This is a genomic window from Pseudomonas sp. FP2300 (genome assembly GCF_030687595.1).
GTDB classification, from domain to species: Bacteria; Pseudomonadota; Gammaproteobacteria; order Pseudomonadales; family Pseudomonadaceae; genus Aquipseudomonas; species Aquipseudomonas bijieensis.
Genome location: NZ_CP117440.1, coordinates 5,109,250 through 5,122,336 on the forward strand (window position 1 = coordinate 5,109,250; position 13,087 = coordinate 5,122,336).

General features: G+C 58.9%; 10 protein-coding genes. 8 read left to right on the forward strand and 2 right to left on the reverse strand.

Features of this window, described 5'->3' with window-relative positions; translation table 11 throughout:
* Positions 1-56 precede the first annotated feature (56 nt).
* Positions 57-1,223: a PLP-dependent aminotransferase family protein gene (locus PSH86_RS22570; RefSeq protein ID WP_305485040.1), complete on the reverse strand. Its 1,167-nt coding sequence runs from the start codon at positions 1,221-1,223 to the stop codon at positions 57-59.
* 81 nt (positions 1,224-1,304) lie between these two features.
* Here PSH86_RS22570 and PSH86_RS22575 point away from each other — a divergent pair, with 81 nt between their 5' ends.
* The 5 genes from PSH86_RS22575 to PSH86_RS22595 all read left to right on the forward strand — a co-directional run bounded on the left by PSH86_RS22575 (position 1,305) and on the right by PSH86_RS22595 (position 9,702).
* A complete protein-coding gene (locus tag PSH86_RS22575) occupies positions 1,305-1,751 on the forward strand; it encodes a MarR family winged helix-turn-helix transcriptional regulator (RefSeq protein ID WP_109754488.1) in 447 nt (148 codons plus the stop codon).
* A gap of 336 nt (positions 1,752-2,087) precedes the next feature.
* On the forward strand, positions 2,088-3,437 hold the full coding sequence (locus PSH86_RS22580; protein WP_305485043.1) for an NCS2 family permease: 1,350 nt from the start codon (positions 2,088-2,090) through the stop codon (positions 3,435-3,437).
* Positions 3,438-3,498: 61 nt separating this feature from the next.
* The gene (locus tag PSH86_RS22585) at positions 3,499-4,128 is read left to right on the forward strand and encodes a LysE family translocator (protein ID WP_109754490.1); all 630 of its coding nucleotides are present in this window, start codon (positions 3,499-3,501) and stop codon (positions 4,126-4,128) included.
* A 140-nt stretch (positions 4,129-4,268) separates the two neighbouring features.
* Positions 4,269-8,045 carry a calcium-binding protein gene (locus PSH86_RS22590; protein ID WP_305485047.1) on the forward strand — a complete coding sequence of 1,259 codons (3,777 nt, stop codon included), beginning with the start codon at positions 4,269-4,271 and terminating at the stop codon, positions 8,043-8,045.
* Between the two features lie 49 nt (positions 8,046-8,094).
* Positions 8,095-9,702 carry a hypothetical protein gene (locus PSH86_RS22595; protein ID WP_146206865.1) on the forward strand — a complete coding sequence of 536 codons (1,608 nt, stop codon included), beginning with the start codon at positions 8,095-8,097 and terminating at the stop codon, positions 9,700-9,702.
* Between the two features lie 93 nt (positions 9,703-9,795).
* Here PSH86_RS22595 and uraH read toward each other — a convergent pair whose 3' ends face one another.
* Complete coding sequence (uraH, locus tag PSH86_RS22600; protein WP_109754493.1) at positions 9,796-10,149, reverse strand: hydroxyisourate hydrolase; 354 nt, start codon at positions 10,147-10,149, stop codon at positions 9,796-9,798.
* A gap of 414 nt (positions 10,150-10,563) precedes the next feature.
* Between uraH and puuE the strand changes: the two genes are divergently transcribed.
* From puuE to alc, 3 genes are all read left to right on the forward strand, one after another.
* On the forward strand, positions 10,564-11,505 hold the full coding sequence (puuE, locus tag PSH86_RS22605) for an allantoinase PuuE (RefSeq protein WP_109754495.1): 942 nt from the start codon (positions 10,564-10,566) through the stop codon (positions 11,503-11,505).
* Entirely contained in the window at positions 11,502-12,017 is a 516-nt protein-coding gene (uraD, locus tag PSH86_RS22610; RefSeq protein WP_116833203.1) for a 2-oxo-4-hydroxy-4-carboxy-5-ureidoimidazoline decarboxylase, read from the forward strand. Before puuE ends, uraD begins: the two co-directional genes overlap by 4 nt.
* 65 nt (positions 12,018-12,082) lie before the next feature.
* On the forward strand, positions 12,083-13,078 hold the full coding sequence (alc, locus tag PSH86_RS22615) for an allantoicase (protein WP_003204527.1): 996 nt from the start codon (positions 12,083-12,085) through the stop codon (positions 13,076-13,078).
* Positions 13,079-13,087: the final 9 nt, after the last annotated feature.

A 13,087-nucleotide genomic window follows, 5' to 3' on the forward strand; every position in this document is an offset into this window, starting at 1 on the left:
AGAGCCCTGTGGGAGCGAGCCTGCTCGCGATGGGGCCCGCCCAGTCACCGCATGACTCAAGCTGCTTTCACCGCCAAAGCCCCCCGCACTACCCCCGCCAACCGCTTGAGCCCTTCATCCAACCGCGCCGGATCAATGTGGCTGAAATTCAAGCGCAAGTGCCCCGGATGCTTGTCCGGCTCCGGAAAGAACGGCTCCCCCGGCATGAACGCAACATCGGCCGCCAGCGCGGCGGCGAGCAAGGTGCGGGTGTCCAGCGGTTGTTTGAGAGTCAGCCAGAAAAACAATCCGCCCTGGGGCACGTTCCAATCCGCGATGTCGGAAAAATGCTTTTGCAGCGCAGCCTGGAAGCGGTCGCGACGGTCGCGGTAGAAATCCCGCAGCTCACTCAAATGAAGACGGTACTGCTCGGTGCCGATCCACTGCAGCGCCTGCCATTGACCGATGCGATTGGTGTGCAGGTCCGCCGACTGCTTGAGCCGCAACAGGTGCGGGAACAGATCCGCACTGGCGATCAAATAACCTACCCGCAGCCCCGGCAACAGGGTTTTCGACACCGTGCCGGTGTAGATCCAACTGGCCTTCTTCAAGCGACTGGCAATCGGCGTGGCGCTGCCGCCGTCGAAGGTCAGTTCGCGGTAGGGTTCGTCCTCGATCAGGGTCACGCCAAACTCATCCAGCAAGGCCGCCACCGCGTCGCGCTTGGCCTCGCTGTAGCGCACCGCCGAGGGGTTCTGGAAGGTCGGAATCAGGTAAATGAACGCCGGCCGATGCCGCTCCAGGCGAGCCCGCAATTGCTTCAGGTCTGGGCCGTCGGCTTCCAGAGGCACGGTGATGCAGTCGGCGCCGAACAGCTGGAAAATCTGCAACGCCGCCAGATAAGTCGGCGCTTCGAGCATCACTTCGGTACCCACGTCGATGTGCAGCTTGGCCGCCAGGTCGAGGGTTTGCTGGGAACCGCTGACCACCAGCACCTGGCTCGCCTCGCAGGCCAGGCCCAAGGAACGTGCCTGAGCCGCCAAGGCTTCGCGCAGGGCCGGTTCACCTTCACTCATGCCGTACTGGCCCATGGACAATGGCATGGCCGCCCACTCCACTTTCGGCAGCATGGCCTCGGCCGGCAGGCCGCCGGCGAACGACATCACTTCCGGGCGCTGCGCCGCCGCAAGGATTTCTCGAATCAAAGAACTTTTGAGGCGCGAGACACGTTCGGAAAAAGCCATGGGATCACCTGTAGCGGGTCACTGGAAAAATGAGTCAAACTTGTTGACCGAAATTACTCCGACCTCTCTGGATACGTCAACATGATTGACCTTAAAAACCCGACTTCCCAACAAATGGCCATGGAAGCGTTTTTCTTCGGTTACCAGGCGTTCACCGCCAAGGCCGATGAAATGCTCGAGCGTCGTGGGTTGAGTCGGGTCCACCAGCGCATCGTTTTTTTCATCGCCCGCTATCCCTCGTTGAGCGTAAAGGAGTTGCTGGCCCTGCTCGGAGTGAGCAAACAGGCGCTGAACATGCCGTTGCGGCAGTTGATGGAAATGCACCTGGTGAACAGCGTCGCGTCCGAGACTGACAAGCGTAAGCGCCTGTTGGAACTGACGGCCGAAGGCGAGCGCTTCGAGCAGGCGTTGCGGCGTGAGCAGGTGAAATTGCTGGAGCGGGTGTTTGCCGAGGCTGGGGAGGCGGCGGTGGATGGGTGGTTGGCGGTGAACCTGGCTCTGGGGAAGAGTCCTGTGCCTATTGACTGAGTTTTCCGCAAGATTTGTGGCGCCAGGGCTATTGCTATCGCGGGCAAGCCTTGCTCCCACAATCGAACTCATTGGGCACCGCATCCCTCTGTGGGAGCAAAGCTTGCTCGCGATAGCGTCCGCATGGGCGATATATCCCTATCGCCAGACATTTCGTCGACAACACAGAAAACATTATTTGCTTTATTTGTATACAAAAGCATAATTCGCTTCGTGCGAGTTCCTGACCAAAAGGTCAACATACTTCGCCAGCCTTACCTGCCTCAGCGCATCGCAGCCACCCCAGGGTGTGTGCGGTGCTGGAAATAACAATAAGACTCTTGAGGAGTACTCGCTGTGGAAAGCCGCAAACCCGAAGCCCAGACGCTGGACCTTTCGCCGCCACTACGCAGTGGCTGGCTGGAACGCCTCTTCAAACTCAGCTTGCACGGCACCACGGTGAAGACCGAGCTGATTGCCGGCCTGACGACCTTCATCACCATGGCCTACATCATCTTCGTCAACCCCAACATCATGGCCGACGCCGGCATCGATCACGGCGCGGCATTCGTCGCCACTTGCATCGCCGCCGCCCTGGGTTGCCTGTTGATGGGCCTGTACGCCAACTGGCCGGTGGGCCTGGCGCCGGGCATGGGCCTGAACGCCTTCTTCACCTACACCGTGGTCGGCACCATGGGCTACAACTGGGAAACCGCATTGGGTGCAGTGTTTATTTCCGGTGTGCTGTTCATGATCCTGACCTTGTCCCGGGTGCGGGAGTGGCTGCTCAACAGCATTCCGGTGAGCCTGCGGTTCGCCATGGGCGCAGGGGTCGGGTTGTTCCTCGGGCTGATCGGCCTGAAAACCGCCGGGATCATCGTCGACAGCCCCGCCACGCTGATCAAGCTCGGCTCGTTGCGCGAACCCGGTCCGCTGCTCGCCGCCGTGTGCTTCCTGATGATCGCCGTGCTCAGTTATCACCGGGTGTTCGGCGCGATCCTCATCAGCATCATCGCCGTGACCCTGGCCGGTTGGGGCCTGGGGCTGGTGCAGTACAACGGTATCATGTCCACACCGCCGAGCCTGGCACCGACCTGGATGGCGATGGACGTCGCTGGCGTGTTCAACGTCAGCATGATCAGCGTGGTGCTGGCCTTCCTGTTCGTGCACATGTTCGACACCGCCGGCACGCTGATGGGCGTCGCCCAGCGCGCGGGCCTGGTGAAAGCCGATGGCAGGATCGAGAATCTCTCCCGTGCCTTGAAAGCCGACAGCGCCTCCAGCGTTTTCGGTGCCATGGTTGGCGTGCCGCCAGTGACCAGCTACGTGGAAAGCGCCGCCGGTGTGGCCGCCGGTGGCCGCACAGGGCTTACCGCCGTGACGGTTGGTGTGCTATTTATTGCCGCGATGTTCTTCGCGCCGCTGGCCGGGATGATCCCGGCCTACGCCACCGCCGGGGCCTTGATCTACGTCGCCATGCTGATGATGGGCGGCATGGCCCACATCGAATGGGACGAGGCGACCGACAGCATCCCGGCCATCGTCACGGCCATCATGATGCCCCTGACGTTCTCGGTCGCCGACGGCATTGCCCTGGGTTTCATCACCTATGTGGTGCTCAAGGCCGGCACTGGCAAACGCAAGGAAATCTCCGTCAGCCTGTGGGTGCTCTGCGCGATCTTCATCGCCAAGTTCATCTTCTTGTAAGCGATACCGTAACCCCCGCCTCACCCATTGGGTGAGGCTTTTGTCCATCAGGAGCAAAGCAATGAATCTGGAAACCTGGCTGTTGTTCAGCGGCGCCGCCTTGGTGGTGATCCTTATCCCCGGCCCGTTGTCGCTGTTGATGATCGGCAACAGCCTGAACTACGGCCTGCGCCGCTCGTACCCGGCGTTCCTCGGCGGAGTGATCGCCTCGATTTGCCTGCTGAGTGCCTCGGCGCTGGGGCTCGGTGCGTTGTTGCTGGCGTCGGAGCAGTTGTTCAGCGCCCTGAAGATCGTCGGTGCGCTGTACCTGTTCTACCTGGCCTGGCAGAGCTGGCAGCAATCGCGCCAACCTGCCCAAGGCGCTGAAGTGCCCCAGGCCGCCGCCGTTCCACGTTTTCGCGCCTTGTTCGGCCGGGCATTCGTGCTGGGCGCCAGCAACCCGAAGGACATCCTGTTCTTCGCCGCTTTCCTGCCGCAGTTCTTGAGCGCCGAGCAAGCGTTCCTGCCACAACTGTTGATCATGATCGCCACCTGGACTGTACTCGACCTGCTCTGCAAGCTGGCCTACGGCCTCGGCGCCCACGGTGCGGCGCGGTATTTGCGTACGGGCAAAGGCCAGAGTTGGTTCAACCGCATCAGTGCAGGATTATTTGGCGGTGCTGGCGCAGCCTCCTTACTGTCGACCCATTGAGGCGCGTTATTTTTTTAATCACTTCATCTCTTAAGGTTCAAGGCCCTCGCAAAACGTCGCAACAACCAATTGATATACACCTCTCAGAAAAATACTTTACATAGAAGGCCATTCATTATCGTTGAACAAGGAAGTTCACAATGGCCAAGGTGTTTCACCTCGACTCCGTTTCTCACGACACTGGCGTAGTTATTACCGATCTAGGCTTGCAGGCCAATGAACATGACGTCGAGACGCTCGACTTCCGGGCCGGCGATGAAACGCCGATCGACCCGCAACACAGACAAAGACAGGCCCAACTCGAAGTTGTAGATAAACTTTATGGCCCGCTACACATCGGTTCCGTGACAGTGACCCGTTCAGCCTTGGACGCCTTGGGTGCAATCACCGATGGACAGCCTCTGAATGGCGACAATACTTTTTTCCGCAGCCCCCATCGCGTTTTCGTGGACACCTTGCAGTTCAACCCGGTTGATATCCAAGCCTGTATAAACCGCACCGTTGACGCGAACGACTATCGGCTGCCAACGCTACTGTTCGAAATCGCCAGCCAGCGCCCACCCACCGCGCGCCCTTTGTTGCGGGAGATTCCAGATATACCGGCTGAACCCGGCGATTATCGTGGCTCGCTTGAAAGGCTTTTAAACGCCGCTCAAAAACTGAATACCTCTGTGCTCACACAACGAACCTTGAGTTGGGTGAATAAAACCAAGAGTAATCTCCTCATCCCAACGGGCCTCGGACTCCAGGCCTTCGGCATCTACAGCGGCTTACGCGGTTTGCAAGACGCCATCCGGAACAAGGACGCCTATCAGTCCGTCTTCAACGGGGCCAGCGTAACGGCCGAGCTGGCTTCAATTGGCCTCGAGGCCGCGATAACCAGGCAAGCCATGCAGATGCTCACGGCCGGCCAGAGCGCCCTCGGGAGTTTCGCCAAGACCTCATTCGCCTTGAGGCTAGGGCGCGCAAGTGGCTTGATCGCCAGCGTGCTGACGCTTCCCTTCGATATCATCGCCGCCGTTGATTCGCTCAAGGCCGCCGCCAATGGCCGTGACGCCACGGACCATTACGTCAACGCGGCATTGAGTATGACCAGCGCGGCCATGACCGTGACCATCGGCGTAGCGGCGCTGGCAGGGTTTACTTCAGCCGGTCCGGTGGGCCTTGCCGCAGGACTCATCCTGGCGGTGGGTTCGCAGATCTGGGGCGCGATTCGTGAAGTCGACGAGATCGACGACTACATAGAACTCACCGTCCATGAGCGCCTGCGTACAGGGTGGTTCGCCTTCTGGATGATCAGCCCTGATGACGATATTCAGCAGCGCTACACCACCGCCAAGACCACCGCTGAACATACCCGGCAACTTCGGGCCACTGCCTTGAAATTACTGCAAGGCACATTAAGAGACAGCACCGAAGCCATCGTAAACGGCAAGTTCAATGTCGAACTGGAAGCGGTGACGTACAACACCTGGAATTGGTGGACCGGTGAACGATACCAAGCGACTCGAGTCCGTCCCACGATCAAAGACAGCGACGACACTATTGACGCGCGCGACGGTGTCACTGTCGATACGCCCGGTGCAGTCCTTGGCACCTCGGCGGAACACAAGGGTATCCATTGGCATATCGGTGGAGGAAACGACACCATCTCGGGCGTTGAAAAAAAACCGAACGTCTTCCATTACGGCGCAGGCGTTAAAAAACTGACTGGAGGTGAGAAAGATGATGTTTTCATTTTCGAAGGTTCGCCGCAGACGCTCCGCACAAACCCGCCCTTGCCACCCAATCGGTTAGTGGGCGGAAAAGGCAATGACACGATTATTTTATCCGGCCGAACCAAAGGTCCCCAGGAACAACTCGGCTACCACGTCGATCTGGAAGCCGGGCACCTGTCCATCATCATTCAAGAGCAAGCGAAGGTGCACTATCCCCATGCAGTCCTGGAAAGCATCGAGCATGTAGAGATACAGGAGGGCAGGACCAACGTCATCAGGGGCACCGCCGGCTCGAACATCATTAAATCCCGCGGCAATGATTCAATCGAGGCCGGGGCAGGCGATGACCAGATTTTCCTTCTAGGTGCCGACAACCGCGACGCAGACGGTGGGCCGGGCAATGATGTCTATGCCATCGCCCATAAACCGGGCAGCGTATCGATCAGCGAGGACGGCATCGGCAATAGCGTGATTGCCCTGGACTGGAGGGCCGACCTGATCGAAGGCTGGAAGATCGAAGGGGACAACCTCGTCGTGACCTCGGGCTTTGACGCAGATGACTGGCAACTGCGGGAAGTGATCATCAAGAAGGCCTACCGACCCGTCGACAACAAACGGCACATTCGAAACAACAAACTGACCTTCGTGACAAAGGATGGCTATCACTTGGTGCCCGACCTGCCCGATACGATCGAACAGAGCCTGCCCCTCGACATCGAAGCGGTCATCACCCAGCAAGGAACACCGCGCAGCCCGGTTATCTTGAACAACCAGAAAACGCACCGGGTCGCACATGACAAGGACACCAGTTATTACCTGTCACGCCTTACCGCGTCGACGACGCTTCAGGTAATACAACGCAGCGACTTCACCACCACGGTGCACCTGGATTATGCCAGCGCCGAACTGACGCGGATCGAAGCCCATTACAATGTCCAAGTCACCCACGACGATGATGATTGGAACACCGTAAAGTATGGGGAATGCGGCCTGACCTTATACTTCGGCGCGCATCAAGTTGCCCTGAAGAACCTGGCCAGCTCCGATGAGCGTTACACCGCACAGAATACCCGCACCAAGCGACGTGCATTTTCCGCCCTGGGTTCGAACCACCTCGTTACGCTCATCATGAATGACGGTGTGTCCTACCGCCTCGTCCAACCGACACCCGACTATGGCCTTCTACTGGACGAGACATTCATTAGCCAATCGTCGGTGGGCTGGAAAACCGACGTGTCATTGCCCCTCACGGCGACCAGAAAGAAATATATGCATCTTGCCCCCTCGGACAAGAGCCCTTATTACATGCGCAATCGAGCCACCTGCGCGCAGCTCACCTCCCCCTCGGAACAAACCGGTATTGAAGTTTTGATCGGCGAAGGCGCGACCTACCTCGTGCATCTAAGCCCGGACATGACGCTACGACTATCCACACCCGGTGCCCTGGCCGGGGCCAAGCCCCGATTGCCGAATGCCTCGATATGGGAGCTCGACGCCACGCACTTGGGGACGGTCGAGATCAATCTTTCTGCCAACCTGTTGCAGATAGGCACAACGATTATTCATCTCCCCACCTATGAGGCTGAAGACCTTGTCGACAAGATACGGGTCATCACTGCCCAAGGCATCGTGTATGCGGTCGATACCTTATTCGAACGGGTTTATGTAGAGGCGCTCGACGCTCGGTATTTCACTTTCCCCCTCGATCCCTCGGCGGCATGGCCCAGCGAACTGTCCGCTCTTGCCACCAGAGATTTGAAAGTACTGAATATCGCGCTCAAGGATGGCGCTCGCGGCGGTCTGAGCTACAGCCTTGAAACACGCAAATGGACCCTGGAGACCGATAAGACTCGCCTCATCGAAAGCCAGGATCTTCGAAAAACAAATCTTTGCGATCACCACCTCAACTTCTACCGGGATCTGGCGAGCGAAGGCCTTGGTCAAAACCCACCGACGGACGATGGCGCACTTCGCGTGCTGCGGGAAAAGTGCGTGGCACTGGCGGAAAGCCTCACGCTGGGCAATTCGAAATTCCTCTCGCAAACCCTGACGCTCAGCCTGGCGTTCGGGATGACCGCCCCTCAATTAAGCAGACTTCTTTCGTTGTATGGGTCCCTCCCAACCCTGTTTACAAGCCCCCCCTATACATATGTAGTGCACGGGCTTGAGCAGTTTCAAGGAACATCCTCAAGCCGGTGACCTGTCGATGCGTAGAACGCAAGGCAGGGCATTGCTTCACGATGAATGAATGAGTCATTCATCACTCTCCAAACCTGAAGGAACAGGAATCCCAATGAGCCCAAGACGAAACACCCGCCCCAACCTTCCAACTTCGTCCCCCGACACGCCCCACAGCAGTCGCGATGCGTCACTGGAAACAGTGCCCAGAAGCCCCTCCCGAGGAGAAGGAACCGACCAGGCGCCCGTCACGTCGCCCGGACGACAACCTGAAGCCACCGAACCCCAGTCTCCCACCATCCAGTTCGCCGAAATCACCTCGCAGACGCCCATCCAGGAGTTCACCACGGCAGTGTCGCTGGACCATTATCATCTTTCACCCGAACTGGTCCCCCTGTTATCGGAGCCCGACGCAACCTCCGGCATCCGCACGTTCAGGACACGCACCTATGTGCAATTGTCGGAAGGCGGCACGGTGCTATTGGGTCGCGATGCCGACCAGAATTACCGGGCCCGGCTAGGCACTGAACTCATCGCCTCCGGACCACGCCTCGAACAAGTGGAAGGCAGTCTCCTGTGGCGACGCGTTCCGGACGATGCCACGGCGCAAGGCAACGATCCCCAACCCACCTCTTCGCGCCGAAGGCCGTCGGACGATGAGCCTGCGCAGGAGGTTGCCCCCAAGCGCGCGAACACCGCAACCGCCCCCTTCAAGCAACACTGGGAACTGCTGCCGTATCCACCGGCAGGGACCGCCTTCATCACGGTAGAGGGTACCCACTACAAGGTGCTGACACGCAGCGACGCACGGGAATATCCGATCACCTATATCCAGGCCCCGGACCATCCACACTATGAATTCGAGACGCTGGAGATAGTGCTCAAGAGTACCCCCGACGAGCAACCCCGAGGCGCCATGCGCCTGTCGCCCGACAATCGCTGGGAAATCGATCCCAGGCTTCCCTTCGACAAACCATTGACGGATTACGTCAAGGCAGCCTTTCCTGAATTATCTGCCAGGACGGCGGAGAACATCGCCAGGAAGCAATTCGAACTCGCGAACGATTCGTCGGTTGCCGACGCCGCGGGGTTGACTGCGCTCCGGCAGATTTATAGCAGTTGGCAAACGGGCACGCCGTCATTGCATCCACAATGGTCCGATCCGTTGTTGATGCTACCCATTACCCCGACATTACCTCCCACCACAGGCAACTCCCGCTCGATCCAACTGCCGAGTACGGTGTCGATGAGATCCCTGGATCGCCTGGACTTCGATCCCCAGCAGTTCCAGCAGCAATGGGACTACGTAGCCTCGTCTTACTCGCCCACAGACATCAAGCGTTTCATGGCCGACGTCCTGACTCGTAATGGCTATACCGTCCTCGAACCCAGTACCTTCAACAGTTTTGCCGCCCTGGTATTCAGTCGAAGAGGCCATGATTATCTGTTTTTCATTAGCCTGCATCGCACCAAGGGTCAGAAGATTTATCTGCCATCGCACACCGATCCGAACACGGCCAGCGTCAGCCTGGACCTGCAGGTCGGAGCAACTGCCGCGAAAGCCGTCAGGAGGGCCCATGAAAGGGGCGAGATCATCTGGCTCAAAGGCGGCTGCCAGATCCGGGCCGGCTACCCGGACACGGTTTTCATCATCCGGGATAACAATTCCAGGCTGTGAGCGGCGAGATAAAAAAGCCCGCAGTGTGAGCGGGCGAAAAACCAAAGAAGCGCCATGCGCAGTCGCTTCCAGGACAAGGCAGCTGCTTGGGGGTCAACTGCCTCGATAGGTGGAATAGGCGTAAGGCGAAATCAACAAGGGCACATGGTAGTGCTCCTGCTCGGCTGAAATGCCGAAGCGCAGCACCACCACGTCCAGGAACGCCGGATCGGGCAGTTGCACGCCACGGGCGCGGTAGTAATCGCCGGCGTGGAATTGCAATTGATAGACTCCCGAACGGTAGTCATCCCCTTGCAACAGCGGCGCGTCGCAACGGCCGTCGCTGTTGGTCAGCGCGCTGGCGACCAGTTGCAGTTGCGAACCTTCCACACGGTACAACTCGACCTTGATCGAGCTGCCCGGGCAGCCATGTGCGGCATCCAAAACGTGAGTAGTCAAACGTCCCATTGATTGTGCGCGCCTCGCTGCAGTGCAGTCCGACACGACGCCTCCTGAATCAGTTGAAAGACAGGCCGCACCGTTTCGGAGCACGAAACGCCACGGCGATGAACGAATTAAGACACTTTAAAAGAAAATTGTACACAATAAAAAACCGATATTTTGCCTGTGCCTGTTCCGACCCTGGTTCCTGCCCAATCTCAAGTCGAACCAACGAATACGCTATTCTTACCCCTATTAATTGACCAAATGGGCAGGTTTCTTGCAGTGTAGACAAACCAGGGACAGCAGTGAAAAATGCAAAAAACCGGGCTTACAAATCGCACATAAAGTTGTATACAATCACCCCATCGTCGTGACGCCAGCCTGTGCCCCATCGCCAGGAGCGCCACCCACATGGTTCGAACAAGAAGGAAGACTGCAGTGAGCGCTGACTACCCACGCGACCTGATCGGTTACGGCAGTAACCCTCCCCATCCCCAGTGGCCGGGCAATGCCCGCATCGCCCTGTCCTTCGTGCTCAACTATGAAGAAGGCGGCGAGCGCAACATCCTGCATGGCGACAAGGAGTCCGAAGCATTCCTTTCGGAGATGGTCGCGGCGCAACCGTTGCAAGGCGAGCGCAACATGAGCATGGAATCGCTGTATGAGTATGGCAGCCGCGCTGGGGTCTGGCGGATCCTCAAGCTGTTCAAGGAGTTCGACATTCCGCTGACCATTTTCGCCGTGGCCATGGCCGCCCAGCGCCATCCGGACGTGATTCGCGCCATGGTCGCCGCCGGTCACGAAATCTGCAGTCACGGCTATCGCTGGATCGACTATCAATACATGGATGAGGCCCAGGAACGCGAGCACATGCTCGAAGCGATCCGCATCCTCACCGAGATCAGCGGCGAACGTCCGCTGGGCTGGTACACCGGCCGCACCGGCCCCAACACCCGTCGGCTGGTGATGGAGGAAGGCGGTTTTCTCTATGACAGCGACACCTACGACGACGACCTGCCCTACTGGGAACCGAACACCCCCAACGGCAAGCCGCACCTGGTGATTCCCTACACCCTGGACACCAACGACATGCGCTTCACCCAGGTGCAGGGTTTCAACAAGGGCGACGACTTCTTCCAATACCTCAAGGATGCCTTCGACGTACTGTATGCCGAAGGTACCGAGGCGCCGAAGATGCTCTCCATCGGCCTGCACTGCCGCCTGATCGGCCGTCCTGCGCGCCTTGCCGCCCTCAAGCGTTTCCTCGAATACGCCAAGAGCCATGAGCAGGTCTGGTTCAGTCGTCGCGTCGACATCGCCCGACACTGGCAAAAGACCCATCCGTATCCGGGAGCTTCAAACCCAGGAGCTTCGAAATGACCGCCTTCCAGACCCTCAAGCCGTCCACCTTGAGCCGCGAAGCGTTCGTCAAAGCCTTCGCCGATATCTACGAACATTCGCCATGGGTGGCCGAAAAGGCCTTCGACCTGGGCCAGGACTCGTCCATTGACCAGATCGAAACCCTGCACCAGCGCATGAGCGACATCCTGTTGAGCGCCGATCACGCCAGCCAACTGGCGCTGATCAACGCTCACCCGGACCTGGCCGGCAAAGCCGCCGTCCAGGGCCAACTGACCGAAGCCAGCACGAACGAACAGGCTGGCGCCGGTATCCACCAATGCTCGAGCGATGAGTTTCAACGCTTCACCGAGCTGAACGAGGCCTATAAGGCCAAGTTCAAGTTTCCCTTCATCATGGCGGTAAAAGGCAGCAACCGGCATCAGATCCTCGCGGCGTTCGAAACGCGCATCCATCACTCGGTAGACACCGAATTCAAATGCGCGCTGGCAGAGATCAACAAGATCGCGTTGTTCCGACTACTGACCCTTTAGCGAGCAGCCCTGAGACCCAGGCTCTGCAAGCATCCCCAGCCACTCATTAAAGGCAGACAAGAAGAATGAAAGCTTACGCCGTACCTTTCGAGAAGTTCGTCAACCTGGCTGACGCCCGCCTCGGCACCAAGATCATTTCGGTCACCGATGACTGGTTCGCCGACGCCAACCGTTTGTTCCAACCGACCCCGGCCGTATGGAAGGAGGGCGTGTTCGATGACAACGGCAAATGGATGGACGGCTGGGAGTCGCGCCGCAAGCGCTTCGAAGGCTACGACAGCGCGGTGATCCGCCTGGGCGTGGCGGGGTCGATCAAAGGCGTGGACATCGACACCTCATTCTTCACCGGCAACTACCCACCGTCGGCCTCCCTGGAAGCCTGCTTCCTGACCGAGGGCGAGCCGGACGAAAACACCCAGTGGACTGAAGTGCTGTCGGCGGTAGAGCTGCAAGGCAACAGCCACCACTACCATGAGATCAGCAACGACCAGGCCTTCAGTCACCTGCGCTTCAACATCTACCCCGATGGCGGCGTGGCCCGGCTGCGGGTCTACGGCATTCCGTACCGCGACTGGTCGGCCGTGGGCGACAACGAACAGATCGACCTGGCTGCGGCCCTTAACGGTGGTCGTGCACTGGCCTGCTCCGACGAGCACTTCGGCCGCATGAGCAACATCCTCAACCCGGGTCGTGGCGTGAACATGGGCGACGGCTGGGAAACCGCCCGGCGTCGCACCCCGGGCAATGATTGGGTGATCGTCGCCCTGGGTCATGCCGGCGAGGTCGAGAAAGTCATCGTCGACACCCTGCACTTCAAGGGCAACTACCCCGACAGCTGCTCGATCCAGGGCGCGTTCGTCAAGGGCGGCACCGACAGCCAGATCGAAACCCAGTCGCTGTTCTGGCGCGAACTGCTGCCGAGCCAGAAACTGGAGATGCACGCCGAACACACCTTCGCCGAGCAGATCAAAGCCCTGGGGCCGATCACCCACATCCGCTTGAATGTGTTTCCGGATGGCGGGGTGAGTCGCCTGCGGGTGCTCGGCAAGGTCTCAAAATAAGCAGTGAGG